Source organism: Quadrisphaera sp. KR29 (assembly GCF_052644995.1).
Map to the genome: position 1 here is coordinate 68,211 of NZ_JBQXXG010000016.1, position 18,566 is coordinate 86,776.

The 18,566-nt window shown below is 75.7% G+C and carries 17 protein-coding genes and 1 tRNA gene; 13 read left to right on the forward strand and 5 right to left on the reverse strand.

The window, feature by feature from the left end; genetic code table 11:
* Positions 1–342: 342 nt before the first annotated feature.
* From metG to ACUN9U_RS14600, 7 genes are all read left to right on the forward strand, one after another.
* The gene (gene metG / locus ACUN9U_RS14570) at positions 343–2,139 is read left to right on the forward strand and encodes a methionine--tRNA ligase (protein ID WP_445485728.1); all 1,797 of its coding nucleotides are present in this window, start codon (positions 343–345) and stop codon (positions 2,137–2,139) included.
* Positions 2,140–2,356: 217 nt separating this feature from the next.
* Positions 2,357–3,271 carry an endonuclease domain-containing protein gene (locus ACUN9U_RS14575; RefSeq protein ID WP_445485730.1) on the forward strand — a complete coding sequence of 305 codons (915 nt, stop codon included), beginning with the start codon at positions 2,357–2,359 and terminating at the stop codon, positions 3,269–3,271.
* Positions 3,272–3,416: 145 nt separating this feature from the next.
* Entirely contained in the window at positions 3,417–4,289 is an 873-nt protein-coding gene (locus ACUN9U_RS14580) for a TatD family hydrolase (RefSeq protein WP_445485731.1), read from the forward strand.
* Positions 4,290–4,570: 281 nt separating this feature from the next.
* Positions 4,571–5,722: a ubiquitin-like domain-containing protein gene (locus ACUN9U_RS14585; RefSeq protein WP_445485732.1), complete on the forward strand. Its 1,152-nt coding sequence runs from the start codon at positions 4,571–4,573 to the stop codon at positions 5,720–5,722.
* A 34-nt stretch (positions 5,723–5,756) separates the two neighbouring features.
* Positions 5,757–6,689 (forward strand): 16S rRNA (adenine(1518)-N(6)/adenine(1519)-N(6))-dimethyltransferase RsmA, encoded by a 933-nt coding sequence (rsmA, locus tag ACUN9U_RS14590; RefSeq protein ID WP_445485746.1) that lies wholly within the window; start codon positions 5,757–5,759, stop codon positions 6,687–6,689.
* 22 nt (positions 6,690–6,711) lie between these two features.
* Positions 6,712–7,701 (forward strand): 4-(cytidine 5'-diphospho)-2-C-methyl-D-erythritol kinase, encoded by a 990-nt coding sequence (locus tag ACUN9U_RS14595; protein WP_445485733.1) that lies wholly within the window; start codon positions 6,712–6,714, stop codon positions 7,699–7,701.
* 40 nt (positions 7,702–7,741) lie between these two features.
* On the forward strand, positions 7,742–9,613 hold the full coding sequence (locus ACUN9U_RS14600; RefSeq protein ID WP_445485734.1) for an ABC-F family ATP-binding cassette domain-containing protein: 1,872 nt from the start codon (positions 7,742–7,744) through the stop codon (positions 9,611–9,613).
* 113 nt (positions 9,614–9,726) lie between these two features.
* On the opposite strand, the gene ACUN9U_RS14605 is transcribed toward ACUN9U_RS14600, so the two are convergent.
* The 5 genes from ACUN9U_RS14605 to ACUN9U_RS14625 all read right to left on the reverse strand — a co-directional run bounded on the left by ACUN9U_RS14605 (position 9,727) and on the right by ACUN9U_RS14625 (position 14,093).
* Positions 9,727–10,629, reverse strand: coding sequence for a hypothetical protein (locus tag ACUN9U_RS14605; RefSeq protein WP_445485735.1), 903 nt, complete (start codon positions 10,627–10,629; stop codon positions 9,727–9,729).
* Between the two features lie 37 nt (positions 10,630–10,666).
* Positions 10,667–11,596, reverse strand: coding sequence for a hypothetical protein (locus tag ACUN9U_RS14610; RefSeq protein WP_445485736.1), 930 nt, complete (start codon positions 11,594–11,596; stop codon positions 10,667–10,669).
* Positions 11,593–12,873 (reverse strand): toxic anion resistance protein, encoded by a 1,281-nt coding sequence (locus tag ACUN9U_RS14615; RefSeq protein WP_445485737.1) that lies wholly within the window; start codon positions 12,871–12,873, stop codon positions 11,593–11,595. The genes ACUN9U_RS14610 and ACUN9U_RS14615 overlap by 4 nt, the downstream gene beginning before the upstream one ends.
* Positions 12,874–12,965: 92 nt before the next feature.
* On the reverse strand, positions 12,966–13,475 hold the full coding sequence (locus ACUN9U_RS14620; protein ID WP_445485747.1) for a MarR family winged helix-turn-helix transcriptional regulator: 510 nt from the start codon (positions 13,473–13,475) through the stop codon (positions 12,966–12,968).
* Between the two features lie 15 nt (positions 13,476–13,490).
* Positions 13,491–14,093, reverse strand: coding sequence for a TetR/AcrR family transcriptional regulator (locus ACUN9U_RS14625; protein WP_445485748.1), 603 nt, complete (start codon positions 14,091–14,093; stop codon positions 13,491–13,493).
* 193 nt (positions 14,094–14,286) lie between these two features.
* Here ACUN9U_RS14625 and ACUN9U_RS14630 point away from each other — a divergent pair, with 193 nt between their 5' ends.
* From ACUN9U_RS14630 to ACUN9U_RS14655, 6 genes are all read left to right on the forward strand, one after another.
* Positions 14,287–14,535 carry a hypothetical protein gene (locus ACUN9U_RS14630; RefSeq protein WP_445485738.1) on the forward strand — a complete coding sequence of 83 codons (249 nt, stop codon included), beginning with the start codon at positions 14,287–14,289 and terminating at the stop codon, positions 14,533–14,535.
* 97 nt (positions 14,536–14,632) lie between these two features.
* Positions 14,633–14,705: transfer RNA gene (locus ACUN9U_RS14635), tRNA-Gln, on the forward strand.
* 127 nt (positions 14,706–14,832) lie between these two features.
* Positions 14,833–16,332 carry a bifunctional UDP-N-acetylglucosamine diphosphorylase/glucosamine-1-phosphate N-acetyltransferase GlmU gene (gene glmU, locus ACUN9U_RS14640; protein ID WP_445485739.1) on the forward strand — a complete coding sequence of 500 codons (1,500 nt, stop codon included), beginning with the start codon at positions 14,833–14,835 and terminating at the stop codon, positions 16,330–16,332.
* Positions 16,329–17,309 (forward strand): ribose-phosphate diphosphokinase, encoded by a 981-nt coding sequence (locus ACUN9U_RS14645; RefSeq protein ID WP_445485740.1) that lies wholly within the window; start codon positions 16,329–16,331, stop codon positions 17,307–17,309. Before glmU ends, ACUN9U_RS14645 begins: the two co-directional genes overlap by 4 nt.
* Positions 17,310–17,369: 60 nt before the next feature.
* Positions 17,370–17,597: a hypothetical protein gene (locus ACUN9U_RS14650; protein WP_445485741.1), complete on the forward strand. Its 228-nt coding sequence runs from the start codon at positions 17,370–17,372 to the stop codon at positions 17,595–17,597.
* A gap of 175 nt (positions 17,598–17,772) precedes the next feature.
* Positions 17,773–18,450 carry a 50S ribosomal protein L25/general stress protein Ctc gene (locus ACUN9U_RS14655; protein WP_445485742.1) on the forward strand — a complete coding sequence of 226 codons (678 nt, stop codon included), beginning with the start codon at positions 17,773–17,775 and terminating at the stop codon, positions 18,448–18,450.
* Positions 18,451–18,566 lie beyond the last annotated feature (116 nt).

The window sequence follows — 18,566 nt, forward strand, 5'->3', positions numbered from 1 at the left end:
AGCCGGCCGGGCCCGCGGGCGCGGTGACCGGCGCAGCCGGGGCGGACGCGGCAGCGCTCGTCGTCGTCGTCGGAGAGGGCAGGAGCACCGCCTGCGCCGGGGCGGCGCTCAGCAGCAGTCCCGTGCTCAGGGCGGCTGTCGCGAGGGCGCCGCGCGCGCGCCGCGGCGCCCTCGGCGGCGAGGCGGGGCTCGTCATCGCGGTGCTCCACGGCTCGCTGGGCCCTGCCGCGCGAGCGGCGGGACGCCGGCAGACCCGGCGCCCGGCCAGCGTGCCCCGCCGGGGGCCTCCCGCGTGGGACGTTCGCGGGTCTCGGCGTGTCGGCGTCTCACTACGCTCGTGCCATGACCCACGTCCTGTCAGCCGTCGCCTGGCCGTACGCCAACGGCCCGCGCCACATCGGCCACGTCGCCGGTTTCGGCGTGCCCTCCGACGTCTACAGCCGCTACATGCGGATGGCGGGTCACGACGTGCTCATGGTCTCCGGCACCGACGAGCACGGGACGCCGATCCTCGTGCAGGCCGAGGCCGAGGGCGTCACCCCGCGCGAGCTGGTGGACAGGAACAACCGGGTCATCGTCGAGGACCTCGTCGCCCTCGGCCTGTCCTACGACCTGTTCACCCGCACCACCACGCGCAACCACTACGCGGTGGCGCAGGAGCTCTTCGCCACCGTGCACCGCAACGGGTACATGGTCGAGCAGACGACGATGGGCGCGATCTCCCCGTCGACGGGCCGCACCCTGCCCGACCGCTACATCGAGGGCACCTGCCCGATCTGCGGCTACGGCTCCGCCCGCGGCGACCAGTGCGACAACTGCGGCAACCAGCTCGACCCGGTGGACCTGGTCGACCCGCGCTCGCGGATCAACGGCGAGACGCCGCAGTTCGTGGAGTCCCAGCACTTCTTCCTCGACCTGCCCGCGCTCGCCGAGGCGCTGGGGGAGTGGCTGCACGGGCGCGACGAGGCCGGCGCGTGGCGGCCCAACGTGCTCAAGTTCTCCCTCAACCTGCTCGACGACGTGCGCCCGCGCGCCATGACCCGCGACATCGACTGGGGCATCCCGGTGCCGCTGGACGGCTGGCGCGACCAGCCGAACAAGCGGCTGTACGTCTGGTTCGACGCCGTCATCGGGTACCTGTCGGCGTCCATCGAGTGGGCGCGGCGCTCCGGAGACCCGGAGGCGTGGCGCCAGTGGTGGTCGACGCCCGAGGCGCGCTCGTCCTACTTCATGGGCAAGGACAACATCACCTTCCACTCCCAGATCTGGCCGGCGGAGCTGCTGGGCTACGACGGGCAGGGCTCGCGCGGCGGGTCGCCGGGGGAGTACGGGTCGCTGGAGCTGCCCACCGAGGTGGTGAGCTCGGAGTTCCTCACCATGGAGGGCGGCAAGTTCTCCTCCTCGCGCGGCGTGGTCATCTACGTGCGCGACTTCCTCGCCCGTTACCAGCCCGACGCGCTGCGCTACTACATCGCGGTGGCCGGGCCGGAGAACCAGGACTCCGACTTCACCTGGGAGGCCTTCGTCCGGCGCACCAACGACGAGCTGGTCTCCACGTGGGGCAACCTCGTCAACCGGACCGCGTCGATGATCGCCAAGAACGTGGGCTCGATCCCCGAGGCCGGGTCGCTGACGGAGGACGACGAGGCGCTGCTCGCGGCGGTGCGCGGCGGCTTCACCAGCGTGGGCTCGCTCATCCAGGGGCACCGGCAGAAGGCGGCCATCACCGAGGCGATGCGCCTGGCCGGGGAGGCCAACCGCTACCTCGCGGCGCAGGCGCCCTGGCAGCTGAAGAAGACCGACCCGGCGCGCATGGAGACGGTGCTGCACGTGGCGGCGCAGGCCGTGGTCGACCTCAACACGCTGCTCTCGCCGTTCCTGCCGCACTCCTCCTCCCTGGTGCACCGCGCGCTCGGCGGGCAGGGCGAGTTCCAGCCGATGCCGGTCATCGCCGAGGTCGACGACCTCGACGGCGGCCCCGGCTACCCGGTCATCACCGGGGACTACTCCTCGGCGCCCGCGTGGGAGCCCCGGCCGGTGGTTCCCGGGACGCCCGTGGCCCCGCCGTCGCCGATCTTCACCAAGCTCGAGGAGTCGGTGGTCGAGGAGGAGCTGGCCCGCCTGCGCGGGGAGGCCTGACCCCTGCTCGGGCGTGCTCGCGGCCCGCACTTGGCGCCCCTTCGGTGCAGTTGACGCCCCATCAGCGCTTTCCATGGGGCGTCAACTGCATCCATGGGGCGTCAACTGCGCTGACGGTCCGGTCCCACGCCCTGGTGCTGGTCGTCGAACAAGGGGTTGTCCACAGGCTGGGCGTCTGCTTCAGCGGCGGGGGTGCTACCTCGGCCACGGTTCCCAGGTGCCGCACGTCAGGACGCTGCTGCCGGTCCAGCTGAGGAACCGACCGTTCACCGTGGCCGAGGCCCGGCGTCTGGGGGTCACCGAGAAGCGTCTGCGATCCTCCGACCTGCGCACTCCCTTTCGTGGGGTCAAGGTCGGCACCGCCCTGGACTGGACGGTGGCCCTGCGCGCCCAGTGCGCGCTGCTGGCCGCGCCCGACGGTTGCGCTGTGGTCGGGGACGACGCCGTGGAACTGCACCGCCTGCCGACGCCCTTCGGTGCGCGGCCGGCCATGGACACCCCGGTCAGCCTCTTGGTTCCGCAGGGCACCACAGCGCCGCGGAGGACCGGCCTGTCCGTGCACCCGCACCGGCTGCACCCCGAGGCCCCGCTGTGGCGGGTGGCAGGAGTGCTGGTTCCCGGTGTCGAGGACCTGTGGGCGGTGCGGTGCGCCGACCTCGACGACGAGAGCGGCATCGCCCTCGGGGACGCGGTGCTCCGGCGGCTGAAGGGCGACCGCACCCCGATGTCCGCCGCGGTGGGACGGCTGCCGGTGGATCAGCGGGCGCGCGCGACGAGGCTGCTCAGCCTCGTCAGGTACGAGGTGTGCTCACCCGTCGAGACGCGCCTGCGGCTGCTGCTGCTCCAGGCCGGCCTGCCGCCGGCCAGCCACTTCGCGGCGCCGATCCCGAGGGAGGGCCGGGCGGCGGTCTGGCCGGACCTGCAGTGGGATCCGGTGCGCGTCGCCGTCGAGGTGGACGGCCCCCACCACGCCCAGGACGCGCAGCACGAGCGCGACATCCGCCGCGACCGCCTCACCGAGCACCACGGATGGACCCAGGTCAAGGTCTCCTCGCGCGAGGTGATGGGTCAGCCCGCTGACGTGGTGCGGTGGGTCAGCGATGCACTCCGCGGGGCCGGCCTGCGCTGGTGACCCGCGGCGGCGCAGTCCACGCCCCTTGCTCGCAGTTCCCGCCCCATCGGCGACCTCGATGGGGCGGGAACTGCGAGCAAGGAGCAGCACGCGCGCCGAAGGGGCAGGAGCCGCCCCGTGCAGCGCGGTGGGGCAGGGTGGAGGCGTGCCTGACCTCGCTGACCGCCCCGGGCTGCCGGAGGGGTACCCGCCGGTCCCGGAGCCGCTGCCGCTGGCCGAGGGCCCCGGGGTCGTCGACGACCACACCCACCTCGACCACCTCGACGACGCGACCGTCGAGCGGCTGCTCGCCGCCGCGGCGGCCGCCGGCGTCCCGCGCGCGGTGCAGATCGGCTGCGACGCGGCCGCCCGCACCTGGACCGACGCCGCCGTGCGCCGCTGGCCGCAGCTGCTCGGCGGCGTCGCCGTGCACCCCAACGAGGCCCCCGATCTGGCCCGCGCCGGCCGGCTCGACGCGGCGCTCGCGGAGGTCGAGCGGCTCGTCACCACCAACGACCGGATTCGCGTGGTCGGCGAGACGGGCCTGGACACCTACCGCACCGACTGGGACGACGACGCCGCGCGGCGGGCGCAGCTGGACAGCTTCGCCGCGCACGTCGCCATCGCCAAGCGCACCGGGCGGACCCTGCAGATCCACGACCGCGACGCCCACGCGGAGGTCCTCGACGTCCTGGAGGCGGAGGGTGCGCCGGAGCGCGTGGTCTTCCACTGCTTCTCCGGTGACGCGGCGATGGCGCGCCGGTGCGCCGACCGCGGCTGGTACCTGAGCATCGCCGGGACCGTCACCTTCAAGGGCAACCACGCGCTGCGGGAGGCGGTCCGGGCGGTGCCGCCGGTCCTCCTCCAGGTGGAGACGGACGCCCCCTACCTCACCCCCGTGCCGCACCGCGGGCGCCCGAACGGGAGCCACCTGGTGCCTCTCACCGTTCGGGCGATCGCGTCGGAGCTGCGACACGACGAAGAGGAACTCGTGGGAATCCTGAGCCAGGGCAGTGAGTACCTCTACGGTCTGTGGTGATGTCCACACCGACCGTCACCCTTCCCCCCGGGTGCGCCGCAGAAGAGGCGTGGGAAGGTCAAGGAACCTTCAACATTCCGCGCCAGCGCCGGCGCGGTCTGGACGAATCGGACGCGTCCACCTACGGTCGTACCCCGACAGCCGGGATCGGAAACCTCCCGGACGACGACTCCTCCCGCGAGCTCGCCCCGCTTCCCAGCCACCACGGGCGCCGCCGGGCCGAGCCGCCGGCGCGCGCTCCTCGCCGTCCGGCTGCCGCACGCGAGCGCCGTCCGGTTCCTGTGCCCGGGGACACCGAAGCTAGGGACCTCGTGCGCCTCATCCCCTCCGGCCGGGCGACCCGCATCGCGGGCCAGGCCGTCGTCGTCACCGCCCTCGTCGCCGGCACCGCCGCGTGGGCCGCCAACGACACCACCGTCAACCTCGACGTCGACGGGCAGACCTCCCAGGTCCGCATGTTCGGCACCACCGTCGACGCCGCGCTGGCCGCCGCCGACGTGGAGCTGGGCACCCGCGACGCGGTCTCCCTGCCCGAGAGCGCCAAGGTCGGCGACGGCGACACCATCGTCGTCCGCCACGCCCGCCCGATCACGCTGACCGTGGACGGCAAGACCCAGACCCGCTGGACGACCGCCCTCACCGTGGGCGACGCCCTGTCCGACCTGCAGGTGCGCGCCGACGGCGCCGAGGTCTCCGCCTCCCGCTCCCAGGCCCTCGGCCGGGCGGGCATGGCGCTGACCGTGAGCACCCCCAAGACCGTGCAGGTCACCGTCGACGGCGCCACCACGCCCGTGACCTCCACCGGCGCCACCTACGCCGACCTCCTCGAGGACGCCGGCGTCGAACTCGGCCCCGACGACGAGGTCTCCGCGCCCCTGACCGACTCCGTGGTCGACGGCGCCGGGCTTCAGGTGGTCCGCGTGGTCACCCAGACCGTCACCGAGGACTCCTCGATCCCCTTCGAGACGCAGACCAGCGAGTCCGACGACCTCTACGAGGGTCAGACCGAGGTCACCACCAAGGGCGTCGCCGGCACCCTGCAGACCACCTTCGAGGTGGTCACCCGCGACGGCCAGGAGGCCTCCAAGACCGAGGTCGGCTCCCGCGTGGTCACCGCGCCCGTCGCGCAGGTCCAGGTCAAGGGCACCAAGGAGCGCCCGGCGCCGGCCCCCTCGGCGGCCCCCGCCGTCGGTGGCGGCTCGGTGTGGGACTCCATCGCCCGCTGCGAGTCCGGCGGCAACTGGTCGATCAACACCGGCAACGGCTACTACGGCGGCCTGCAGTTCTCCGCCGGCACCTGGCGCGCCTTCGGCGGCTCCGGCATGCCGCACCAGGCCAGCCGCGAGCAGCAGATCGCCATCGCGACCAAGGTCCAGGCCTCCCAGGGCTGGGGCGCCTGGCCGTCCTGCACCCGCAAGCTCGGCCTGCGCTGAGGCCCGGCAGGGCCCACCGTCTAGCCTCGACCCCCTGAGCGACTCACCAGCTGACGACGGCCTGCTGGGTCCCGCCGACGTGCGGGCCCTGGCGGGCCGTCTCGGCGTGCGCCCGACCAAGCAGCTCGGCCAGAACTTCGTCCACGACGCCGGCACCGTGCGCCGCATCGCCGCCCGGGCCGGGGTGCAGCCGGGCGACGTGGTGCTCGAGGTCGGCCCCGGCCTGGGGTCGCTCACGCTGGCGCTGCTGGCAGCCGGCGCGCGCGTCGTCGTCGTCGAGATCGACGAGCGGCTGGCCGCCGAGCTGCCGGCGACCGTGGCCGGGCGCCGTCCCGACCTCGCCGCCGACCCCGACGGCGGCCTGGCGGCCCACCTGCAGGTGGTGCGCGCCGACGCCCTGGAGGTCACCGAGCTGCCGTCGCTGGCCGGCCGGGCCGGAGCGGCCGCCGGCGCGCCGACCAGGCTCGTGGCCAACCTGCCCTACAACGTGGCCGTCCCGGTGATCCTCACGCTGCTCGCGCGCTTCCCCGCGCTTCGCGAGGTGCTCGTCATGGTGCAGACCGAGGTGGCCGAGCGGCTGGCCGCCGGCCCCGGCTCCAAGGCGTACGGCGTGCCGAGCGTCAAGGCCGCCTGGTACGCCGAGGCCTCGATGGCCGGCGCGGTCGGGCGGCAGGTGTTCTGGCCGGTGCCCAACGTCGACAGCGCCCTGGTCCGCCTCGTGCGCCGCGACCCGCCGACCACCGCCGCCTCGCGCGAGGAGGTCTTCGCCGCCGTGGACGCCGCCTTCGGGCAGCGCCGCAAGACGCTGCGCGCGGCGCTGGCCGGGTGGGCGGGCTCGCCGGCGCGCGCGGAGGAGGTCTGCCGCGCGGCCGGGGTCGACCCAGGCCTGCGGGGGGAGCGCCTCGACGTCGCGGCCTTCGCGCGCCTCGCCGAGGCCAGCGCCGCGGCTGCGCCGCCGTCCACCTGAGCCGTCCCGTAGGGTGCGCCGGGTGACGGCACCGGGGGAGCGGGTGGTCGTCCGGGCGCCTGCCAAGATCAACCTGGCGCTGCGGGTGGGCGCGCTCGAGGACGACGGCTACCACGACGTGGTGAGCGTCTACCAGGCCGTCTCGGTCTTCGAGGAGGTCAGCGCGAGCCTCCCGCGCGACGGCGTCTCGGGCGTGACGGTCTCCGTGCGCGGCACCGGTGCCGCCGCCACCCCGCTGGACGGCACCAACCTGGCCGTGCGCGCCGCGCACCTGCTGGCCGAGCGCGCCGGGGTGCCCGCCGACGTCGCGCTGTCCATCCGCAAGAGCGCCCCCGTCGCAGGGGGCATGGCCGGAGGGTCCGCCGACGCCGCCGCCGCGCTGCTGGCCTGCGACCTGCTGTGGGGCACCGGCGCCGGCCGCGACGAGCTGGAGCGGATGGGCGCCGAGCTCGGCGCCGACGTGCCCTTCGCGCTCATGGGCGGCACGGCGCTCGGCGTCGGCCGCGGTGACCTGCTCACCCCGGTGCTGGCGCGCGGGGAGTTCCACTGGGTGCTCGCCATCGCCGACGACGGCCTCTCGACGCCCGCGGTGTACCGCGAGCGGGACAGGATGCTCGAGGCCGCTGGCGAGCAGCCGCCCGCGCTGGACCCCGAGGTCCCCGCCGGCCTGGCGCAGGCGCTGCGCAGCGGCGACGCCGGTGCCCTGGGTACCGCCCTGGTCAACGACCTGCAGGACGCCGCCTGCTCCCTGCGCCCGGCGCTGCGCCGCGTGCTCGACCTCGGGCGCGACCACGACGTGCTCGGCGCGCTGGTCTCCGGGTCCGGGCCCACGGTGGCGCTGCTCGTGCCGGACAGGTCGGCGGCGCTGGAGCTGGCGGTGGCGCTGACCGCCTCGGGCCTGGCCTCCGACGTGCGGCGCGTCACAGGGCCCGTGCACGGCGCCCGCCAGGTCGACGCGGTGGCGCCCTCCCCGTTCCACCCGTCGACGGGCTCGCACCCCACGGTGAGGTAGCGCGCCGAGGAGCCCCCCCGGGGTCGGGGAGGATGGGGGTGTGGCCCACCTCCTGAACCTCGAGGGCGCGACCGTCGTCCACGGCGCGCGCACCGTGCTGGACGGCGTCTCCCTCGGGCTCGACGACGGCGCCCGGGTGGGCGTGGTCGGCCGCAACGGCGACGGCAAGTCCACCCTGCTGCGGGTGCTGGCCGGCACGCAGGCCCTCGACGGCGGCCGGGCCACCCGCAGCCGCGGCACCACCCTGGGCGTGCTCTCGCAGTCCGATGACCTGGACCCCTCCCACACCGTCCGCCGGGCCGTGGTCGGTGACGTGCCCGACCACGTGTGGGCCTCCGACGCGCGGATCCGCTCGGTGCTCGACGGGCTGCTCGGCGACCTGCTCGAGGGCCCCGCCGCCGCTCCCGGGGGCGCGGAGGCGCTCGTGGGGCAGCTGTCCGGCGGGCAGCGGCGCCGCGTCGCGCTGGCGCGGCTCATGGCCGGCGACGACGACGTCCTGCTCCTCGACGAGCCCACCAACCACCTCGACGTCGAGGGCGTCGCGTGGCTGGCCGACCACCTGCGCACGCGCTGGCAGCCCACCCAGGGCGCCCTGGTCGTCGTCACCCACGACCGGTGGTTCCTCGACGCCGTCGTCGAGAGGACGTGGGAGGTCCACGACGGCGTCGTCGACGCCTACGACGGCGGGTACGCCGCCTACGTGCTGGCCCGCGCCGAGCGCGCCCGCATCGCCTCGGTGACCGCCGAGCGGCGCGACAACCTGCTGCGCAAGGAGCTCGCGTGGCTGCGCCGCGGGGCGCCGGCGCGCACGAGCAAGCCCCGGTTCCGCATCGAGGCCGCCAACGCGCTCATCGCCGCCGAGCCGCCGCCGCGCGACGCGTTCGCCCTCGCCCGCACGGCCACGGCGCGCCTCGGCAAGGACGTCGTCGACGTCGAGGGCGCCTCCCTGGCCGTCGGGTCGGGGGAGTCGCGCCGGGTGCTGCTCGACGACGTCACCTGGCGCCTCGGACCGGGGGACCGGGTCGGGGTGGTGGGCGTCAACGGCTCGGGCAAGACGACCCTGCTGAGGCTCCTGCTCGGGCAGGTGCAGCCCGACGCCGGCCGCGTGAAGCTCGGCAAGACCGTGGTCACCGGCGTGCTCAGCCAGGACCTGCGCGAGCTCGACGCCGTCGCCGACCAGCGCGTGCTGGAGACCGTGGAGCGCGAGGCCACCAGCGTGCTCGACGTCGCCACCGGCAAGGAGCTCACCGCCTCCTCCGTGGTGGAGCGCCTCGGCTTCCCCGCCGCCCGCGCCTGGACGCACGTGCGCGACCTGTCGGGTGGCGAGCGCCGCCGCCTGCAGCTGGCGCGGCTGCTGGTGCGCGGGCCCAACCTCCTCCTGCTCGACGAGCCCACCAACGACCTCGACACGGACACCCTCGCCGCCGTCGAGGACGTGCTCGACGGCTTCGCCGGCACCCTCGTGGTGGTCAGCCACGACAGGTACCTCTTGGAGCGCACCACCGACCGGCAGGTGGCCCTGCTCGGCGACGGTGCGATTCGCGACCTGCCGGGCGGCGTGGAGGAGTACCTGCGCCTGCGCCAGTCGGGAGCCGGGGCGGCCGGGGCCGCTGCCGCCTCGGTGGCCTCTGCCTCGTCGTCCTCCCCCTCCCGCGACGATCACGCGGCTCCGCGCCAGAACGGCTCGGCGACGTCGGCCGCGGAGGCCCGTGCGGCGCGCAAGGAAGTGGCGCGCCTGGAGCGGCAGCTGGCCAAGCTGTCCGAGCGCGAGGCCCAGCTCCACGACGCCCTCGCCGCCAGCGCCACCGACTACGCCAGCGCCGCCCGCCTCGACGCCGAGCTGCGCGAGCTGCTCAGCGAGAAGGAGGCGCTGGAGGAGGAGTGGCTGGAGGCCGCCGAGGCCGCCGGCTGACCTCGAGGTGGCGCTGAGGTCCATGATCGTCGCCGAGGGGAGGGGCGCGGGCTTCGTCCCGCGACGATCAAGGACCTGAGCGCCAGTTCAGGGGTCCACGTCGGAGGTCGACCTCAGAGGTCCAGGCCGCTGGGGCGGAACTTCTCCTCCAGGAAGCGCGACTGCGCCTGCTGGCGGGCGACGTCGGAGCGCAGCACCGCCTCCTGCAGCTGTTCGCAGCCGGTCAGCAGCAGGTCCAGCTGGCGGCGCAGCTCCTCCAGGGGGGTCCGGCCGGCGGTGTTGCGGCTGGTCCGGACGTGCTCGGCGGGCAGCGCCAGGAAGGCGTCGACGCTGTCCGGCAGGTGGTCGGTGGCGATCGTCTCCACGTCCTGGCGCACCAGCGGGTCGGCGCCGGGCTCGGCGACCTTGGCCAGCAGCGGGAAGAGCACGTCGGCCAGCTCCCCGACGAGCACCACGTCGCGCCGCTCGAACCGCTCCGAGGACTCCACCCGGCGCAGGGTGCGCGACAGCGCGCGCTCGGCGGGGCTCGCGGACAGCGACGTCGGGCCCCCGACGGGAGCCGCCTGCTCCGCTGCGACAGGCGACGCGCCCGGTGGCGACCCCGGCGACGAGCCCGGCGCCGGAGGCGCGCTCGCGAGCGCCGCGGGGACGCCGGCGGCGCCGAGCACGTCGCTCCCGCCGCCGGCGGGGATGCCGCCGCGGGCGGCGATGTGCGCCTGGATCTGCCGCCTGCGCTCGCGGCGGAGCGTCTGGCGGTGCTTCGCGTACGCGCCGTTCGCGGCGATCCACGCGAACATCACCACCAGCGCGACCGGGGTCGCCCCCCACATGAACAGCGCGATCCACGCACCGAGCCACGTGAAGCGGACGACGTTGACGACCACCTCGGGCACGTACCTCCCGCCGGGTGTCGTCAGCCCGAGGGGGGTCAGCGTCCGCTCGTCGATGCCGTAGCGCTCGATCTCGCGCGCCTCGGCCGCGGCGGCCTTGTCGTCGTCCTGGTCCTCCTTGCTCACGGCGCCCCCTCGCTCACGGGTCGGCTCACGGGTCTGCTCACAGGTCCAGGTCTGAGCGGCGGACCTTCTCGCCCAGGAAGGCCGCCTGCACGCGCAGCTCGCGCGCGTCGTGCTCGTGCAGCCTGTCGGTCACCTCCGCCAGCAGCTCGACCATCGAGCGCAGCTGCGCGAGCAGCGCCTGCTCGGGGGTCGCGGCGTCGGCGACGGTGTCCGGCACGTACCCGGGCGGCAGCGCCAGGTAGCGGCCCAGCGCTGTCGGCAGGTGCTCCCCGACCACGGCCTCCACCTCGTACAGGTCCAGCGCCGGCACCGGCCGGCCGCCGCCGGCGGCCCTCGCCAGCAGCGGCAGGGCGGCGTCGTGCAGCTGCCGCACCAGCGGCAGCGCGGCCTCCGGCAGCGCGGTGCCGGCGCGGGCGGTGACGTCGACCAGCTCCTCCAGGCGCTGCTGGTGCAGCGCGGCCCGCTGGGCCGGGTCCCCGGCGGAGCCCGCACCGATGCCCACCAGGGCGTCCGGGGACGACGACGAGGCGGTCAGCGGCGGCAGCCAGGGGGCCGACGGGGTGGGCGAGAGCGCCGCGCGGGTCCGCAGCCAGCGCGGGTTGGCCGCCAGGCCGTGCACGACGCCCGCGCCCCACCCGCCGCCGGCGGCGAGCACGCCGAGCACCGTCCACCAGTCGCCCGCCACCAGAGCGCTGACGGCGCCCGCGGAGACGCCCAGGTGCACCAGCGCCGCACCGGCCCACTGCGGGCGGCGCGCCTTGAGCGCGATGTACCCGAAGCCCACCCACGGCAGGCCCGCCACCGGCAGCAGCAGCCAGGCCGACGTGCGCGCCCGCCAGCCCTGGCGGCGCGCCGCCGTGCTGACCTGCCGGCCGACCTGCTGGCCGACCCGGCGAGCGACCTCCTGGGAGCGCTCACGCAGCTCGGCGGCCGTGGGCGGGCCCGGCTGGCCGGTGGGCGTGCTCACCTGCCGTCGTCGATCTGCGCCGCGGCCTCCCGCTCCTCCGCCTGCCGGGCGCGGGCGACGTAGGAGCGCGAGCGGCGCATCTGGCCCTCGAGCGCGTCGACGGTGGTGGCGAGGTTCTCCACCGCCTGGAGCTTGAAGGTGTCGATGGCGTCCATGGTGGCGAAGACCTCGTCGAAGGCGCGCTGCAGCACCTCCACGTCCACCGTGGAGCTGGCGGCCTGCTCGTGCACCTGCGCGGTCTGCTGGCGCAGCAGCCGCGACGTGGAGTCGAGCATCGAGCTGGTGGTGGTGTTCAGCGCGCTGACCTGGTCGAGCACCAGCTGCTGCTGGGAGAGCGCCTGCGCCACGACGACGGCGGTGCGCAGCGCCGAGACCGTGGTCGTCTGCGCCCTGTCGACGCCCTTGATCAGCTCGACGTTGTTGCGCCGCACCAGGTCGAGCGCCAGGTAGCCCTGCGCGCTGACCGTGAGCTGGGTCAGCAGGTCCTGGTGGCGCTGCCGGATGGGGAACAGCGCGTCCGCGGTGAGCGCCTCAGCGGCCCGGGGGTCGCTCACCGACAGCTCGGTGACCTTCTCCTGCGTGGCCGTGTCCAGGGCCCGGGCGAGCACCACGTACTCGGTCAGCTTGCCCATGGTCGCCCACAGCTCGGCCTTCTCCTGCTCGATGGCGGCGTTGTCCCGGCGCAGCGCGTCCTGCCCGGAGGCCAGCGCGCGGATGATCGCGTCCAGCTGGCTCTGCGCGTCCTGGTAGCGCTCGAAGTAGCGGGTGACCTGCTTGCCGCCGGGCAGCAGCCCCAGGAAGCGGCGCGGGCCCCGCAGGTCCGCCCGCCCCGGGTCCAGGTCGGTGACCGTGCGGCGCAGCTCTGCCAGGGTGTCCGCGACCTGCGCCTGCGCGTCGGCGCCCGGCCCGCTGCCCGGCCTGCGCGCCGCGCCCGCGGGGCTGGAGGAGGGCCGCTGCAGCATCCGGTTGGAGACCTGGGAGGAGGCCCGCACCTCCCGGTCGCCCATGCGCACGACGTCGTCGATCTTGCGCTGGAACTCCGGGCTGCGCGGGTCGCGACCGGCGAGGTCGGCCACGAACGCCCGGGCCCGCTCGGCCAGCGCGGCGCGCGTGGCCGGGTCGAGCGGGACCATGCCCTCCGCCTCGTCCTCCGGGACCGGGGGCACCGGGGCCGCGGGGGTGAGGTCCAGGGCGCCCGGCCCGCGCCCGTCCGCCGGCGAGGTGGGGCCGCCGGGGGCGGCGCCCAGGTCCAGCGAGCTGTCCGACGTGTCAGGCATCCGGAGCGACTCCTCCGCGAGGTGGGTGCGGTCCCCTCCCATTGTGGACGCTGCCGGCGGCGCCCACCGACACGCGCTGGCCCGGGCGGGGCTCAGGCCTCGAAGGGCGCCAGCAGGCGGCGCAGCAGGGCCGCCAGCTGCTCGGCCTGCACGGGCCCGAGCACGTCGAGCACCGAGCGCTCGCGCGCCAGCAGGTCGGCCAGGGCGGCGTCCACGCGGCGGGCCCCCTGCTCGGTGAGCCGCACGATGACGCCGCGGCGGTCAGCGGGGTCGGGCCGGCGCTCGACCAGGGCGCGCGCGGCGAGCCTGTCGATCCGGGTGGTCATCGTGCCGCTGGTCACCAGCGTGGCGGCGGCCAGCGCCGAGGGCGACAGCTCGTGCGGGGCGCCGGAGCGGCGCAGCGCGGCCAGGACGTCGAACTCCCACTGCACCAGCTCGGTGGCTGCGAAGGCCTGCGCGCGCGCCCGCTCGAGGTGGTGGGCCAGCCGCGAGACGCGCGAGAGCACCAGCAGCGGGGAGGCGTCCAGGTCGGGGCGCTCGCGCGCCCAGGCGGCCACCAGCCTGTCGACCTCGTCGTCCTCCACGGGGCCCGTGGCGCCCAGGGCGTCCACCGGCCCTCAGCCGGCGTGCGGGGTCAGGCGCGGGTGGGGCTCCATGCCCGACAGCCCGTTCCACGCGAGGTTGACGATGTGGGCGGCCACCACGGCCTTGTCGGGGCTGCGCGAGCCGAGCCACCACTGGCCGGTCAGCGCCACCATGCCCACGAGCATCTGCGCGTACATCGGCGCGGCGTCCACGCTGAGCCCGAGGCGCCGGAACTCCTCGGACAGCATCTCCTCCACCTGCGTGGCGACGTCTCCCAGCAGGCTCGCGAAGGTGCCGGTGGTCTGCGCGACGGGGGAGTCGCGCACGAGGATGCGGAAGCCGTCGGTGTTCTCCTCCACGTAGCCCAGCAGCGCGAGCGTGGTCCGCTCCAGCAGCACGCGGGGGTGGGCCCGGGCGTCGAGCGCGGAGCTGAGCGCCCCGAGCAGGGCCCGGACCTCCCTGTCGACGACGACGGCGTACAGGCCCTCCTTGCCGCCGAAGTGCTCGTAGACCACCGGCTTGGAGACGCGGGCGCGGGCGGCGACCTCCTCGACGCTGGTGCCGTCGAAGCCCTTCTGGGCGAACAGCCCGCGCCCGACGACGAGGAGCTGCTCGCGCCGCTCCGCGCCCGTCATCCGCGTGCGGCTCACGGCGGCACCGCCCTCCCTGCTCGACCGGCTGTGGGCCCCATCGTGCCGCACCGGGGGCCGGCGCCCGCCGGGCGCGGCGTGCGGCCGATCGGGTGGCGGCCCGCCAGGATGGTCAAGCAGAGCGGCTGCTGCGCCGAAGCAGTGGCCGACGGGGCCGCCGGCCCCAGGAGGAGGCGTCGTGGCGCTCGTGCTCGGGGTCATCGGCTGGCTGGTGCTCAGCCCCGTCGTCGCGGTGGTCCTCGGGGTGGCCATCGCCCGCGCCGGACGCCTCGCCGAGGCGCGCGAGACGATGGTCGAACTGGTGCCCGACACCCTCCCGGCGTCCGTCTTCGAGCCGTCCGGGGACCCAGCGCGCCAGCCCGCCGCGTGGTCGCCGCCGCGGCCCTCCGCGCCGGGCGACGTGCTCCAGCTGCGCCTGTCCCGGTAGGGACCGGCGCGCCCCGGCCGGTGCCCCCGGGGCGGCACCTACCTGCTCACGGCTCCCGCGTGGGAAGGTGGTGCCGCGGGCGCTGCCCGCGACCCCTTCCCCCGTCGTCTAGAGGCCTAGGACGCCGCCCTTTGAAGGCGGTCACGGAGGTTCGAATCTTCCCGGGGGAGCTGCCGGCCGCACGCCGGTGACCACCGGCAGGTGGCCCGAGCCCGCCCCAGGGCGCTCCCGGACCCGTGGCGGGCCGCGGGTAGGGTCCCACCTGCCCCCCACCCCCTCGCCAGGGAGCGCGTGCGCGTGAGCTCGACCCGCCCGGCCGCCGTCGTCGTCCTCGCCGCCGGTGAGGGCACCCGGATGAGGTCGGCGACCCCCAAGGTCCTCCACCGCATCGGCGGCCGCACCCTGCTCGGGCACGCCCTGGCGGCCGCGCGGGGCGCGCAGCCCGAGCGCCTCGTCGTCGTCGTCCGGCACGAGCGGGAGCGCGTCGCGGCGCACGCCCTGGAGGTCGACGCCGACGTGCTCGTGGCCGACCAGGACGACGTGCCCGGCACGGGCCGCGCGGTCCAGTGCGGGCTCGACGCGCTGGCGCGCGAGCGCGGCGAGGCGGCCGGCCCGCTGACCGGCACCGTCGTGGTGACCTTCGGCGACGTGCCGCTGCTGCGCGCGCAGACCCTCGCCGAGCTCGTCGCCGCGCACGAGGCGGACGGCAACGGCGTGACGGTGCTGTCCGCCGTGCTGCCCGACCCCACCGGCTACGGGCGCGTCCTGCGCGACGAGGACGGCGCCGTGGCCTCCATCGTCGAGCAGAAGGACGCCACCGAGGCCCAGCGGGCGATCACGGAGGTCAACACCGGCATCTGGGCGTTCGACGCCGGCGTGCTCACCGCCGCCCTGCCGCGGGTCGGCCGCGGCAACGCGCAGGGCGAGGTCTACCTCACCGACGTGCTGGCCCTGGCGCGCGGCGAGGGCCACCGCGTGGCGGCCCGCCCGGTGGCCGACGCCAGCGAGGTCGAGGGCGTCAACGACAGGGTGCAGCTCGCCGCCCTGGGGGCTGCGCTGAACCGCCGCGTGCTGCAGGCGCACATGCGCGCCGGGGTGACCGTGGTCGACCCCGCGACGACCTGGGTGGACGTCCACGTCGACCTGGGGGCCGACGTCACGCTGCTGCCCGGCACGCAGCTGCTGGGTGCCACGAGCGTGGCGACCGGCGCCGTGGTGGGCCCGGACACCACCCTCACCGACTGCGAGGTGGGGGAGGGGGCCGTGGTGCAGCGCACGCACGGGACGCTCGCCGTCGTCGGCGCCGGCGCCACCGTCGGGCCGTTCTCCTTCCTCAGGCCCGGCACGCGCCTGGGCGAGGAGGGCAAGGTCGGCGCCTTCGTGGAGACCAAGAACGCCGTCATCGGCGCGCGCAGCAAGGTGCCGCACCTGTCCTACGTCGGCGACGCCGAGATCGGCAGAGGCGCCAACATCGGCGCCGCCACGATCTTCGCCAACTACGACGGCCAGACCAAGGGCCGCACGCGCGTGGGCGACGCCGCCTTCGTCGGCAGCGACAGCGTGCTGGTGGCCCCGGTGGCCATCGGCGCCGGCGCCTACACGGCCGCCGGGTCGGTCATCACCGAGGACGTGCCGGCCGGGGCGATCGGCGTCGGGCGCGGGCGGCAGAGGAACATCGACGGCTGGACGGAGCGCAAGCGCCCCGGCAGCGCGTCGGCCCGGGCCGCGGCGGCGGCGCGCGAGGCACCCACGGACGGGCCCGCCGGTGCGCGGGACGAGCAGGAGGAGCAGGCATGACCGGCATCACCACCCAGGGCGAGAAGAGGCTCGTCCTCATCAGCGGGCGTGCGCACACGCAGCTGGCCGAGGAGGTCTCCTCCGAGCTGGGTGCCGCGCTGGTGCCGTCCTCCAGCTACGACTTCGCCAACGGCGAGACCTACGTGCGCTTCGAGGAGAGCGTGCGCGGCTGCGACGCCTTCGTGCTGCAGAGCCACTGCGCCCCGATCAACCAGTGGATCATGGAGCAGCTCATCATGGTCGACGCGCTCAAGCGCGCCTCGGCCAAGCGCATCACGGTGGTGGCCCCCTTCTACGGCTACGCGCGCCAGGACAAGAAGCACCGCGGCCGCGAGCCGATCTCCGCCCGCCTCATGGCCGACCTGTTCAAGACCGCGGGCGCCAACCGCCTCATGTCCGTCGACCTGCACACCGCCCAGATCCAGGGCTTCTTCGACGGCCCGGTCGACCACCTGTGGGCCCTGCCGCTGCTGTCCGACTACGTGCGCGCCCGGGTGGCCGACGCCAACATGCTCACGGTGGTCTCCCCGGACGCCGGGCGCGTGCGGCTGGCCGACGTCTGGTCGGACAAGCTGGGCGCCCCGCTGGCGATCATCCACAAGCGCCGCGACCCGAACCGGCCCAACCAGGTGCAGGTCCACGAGCTGGTCGGCGAGGTCGAGGGCCGCACGTGCGTGCTGGTCGACGACATGATCGACACCGGCGGCACCATCGTCCAGGCGGCGCAGGCGCTCAAGGACAACGGCGCCAAGGAGATCATCGTCGCGGCGACCCACCCGATCCTGTCGGGCCCGGCTGCCGCCCGCCTCAAGGACAGCCCGATCTCCGAGGTCGTCGTCACCAACACGCTGCCGATCCCGCCGGCGCACCAGTTCCCCAGCCTCGTGGTGCTCTCCATCGCCCCGCTCATCGCCCGCGCGATCCGCGAGGTCTTCGACGACGGCTCGGTGACCAGCCTCTTCGACGGCAACAGCTGACCCGCCCGGACGGGCTCGCGCGCTCGGCGCGGGCCCTGCCGGCGCGGCTACCGTGACCCGGTGCCGCCCCTCCTGAGCCGGGCCGCCGCGGGCCTGCCCGTGGTGGTGGTGCTGTCCGTCCTGTCCCTCGCCGTCGTGGCCGGCGACCACCGCTTCCAGGGCCCCGTCGTGCTGCCCCTGACCGCCGAGCACGGCCTGCACCTCGGGGACGTGCTCGTGGTGGTGGCCTGGGCGGTGTGCGTGGGCCTGGTCGGCCGCCTCGTCCTGGCACCCGGCGCGAGCCGGTAGGCTGGCCCCGCTCCTCGGCGAGGGAGGGGCCCGAGCAGGTGGCGGGAGCCGCCGGCGGCGGGCCCGCTCCGTGATCGACGCGGTGGCCGGTCCTCCGGCCCGCCCCCCGGTCGCGCGCCGGGGCGGCGGAGACCGTCGAGCAGCAGACCGACCCACCGATCACCAGGAGCCCCCCATGGCCCAGAACACCGGCACGCAGCTCAACGCTGCCACCCGCACCGAGTTCGGCAAGGGCGCCGCCCGCCGCGTGCGCCGCGCCCACCAGATCCCCGCCGTCGTCTACGGCCACGGCCAGGACCCGCTGCACGTGACTCTGCCGGGCCACGAGACGATGCTGCTGGTCAAGAACCCGAACGCCCTGGTCGACCTGCAGCTCGCCGACGGCGGCAGCCAGCTGGCCGTGGTCAAGGCCGTCCAGGTCGACCCGGTGCGCCGCGAGATCGAGCACGTCGACCTCGTGGTGGTCCGCCGCGGTGAGCGCATCGAGGTGCAGGTCCCGGTGCGCACCACGGGCGAGGCCGCCCCGCAGACCGTGGTGTCGGTGGAGTCCGGCACCCTCGCGGTGACCGCCGAGGCGACCGACCTCCCCGAGGCCGTCGAGGTCGACGTCGAGGGCCTCACCGCCGGCACCATCGTCACCGCCGGCCAGCTGTCCCTGCCGCAGGGCGTGGAGCTGGCCGTCGACGCCGAGACCGCCGTCGTCAACGTCTCCGCCGCCCCGACCGCCGAGGACCTGGAGGCCGAGCTCGCCGAGGCCGAGGCCGAGGCCGGCATCGAGAAGGACGCCCCTGAGTCCGAGAGCGCCGAGGGCGACGCCGCGCCCGAGGGCGGCGAGGGCTCCTCGCAGGAGTGAGCACCTCCCCGAGCGCCGGGGCCGGGGGGGGGGGGGGCCGCCCCCCCCCCCCCCCCCCGCCGGCGGGGGGGGGGGGGGCCCCCCCCCCCCCCCCCCCCCCCCCCCCCCCCCCCCGG

Excerpts from the sequence above, each read along its gene's own strand:
- ACUN9U_RS14625 (WP_445485748.1), bottom strand. The coding sequence starts at position 14,093 with ATGACGGGCGCGGAGCGGCGCGAGCAGCTCCTCGTCGTCGGGCGCGGG.
- ACUN9U_RS14615 (WP_445485737.1), bottom strand. The coding sequence starts at position 12,873 with ATGCCTGACACGTCGGACAGCTCGCTGGACCTGGGCGCCGCCCCCGGC.
- ACUN9U_RS14645 (WP_445485740.1), top strand. The coding sequence starts at position 16,329 with ATGACCGGCATCACCACCCAGGGCGAGAAGAGGCTCGTCCTCATCAGC.
- ACUN9U_RS14655 (WP_445485742.1), top strand. The coding sequence starts at position 17,773 with ATGGCCCAGAACACCGGCACGCAGCTCAACGCTGCCACCCGCACCGAG.
- metG (WP_445485728.1), top strand. The coding sequence starts at position 343 with ATGACCCACGTCCTGTCAGCCGTCGCCTGGCCGTACGCCAACGGCCCG.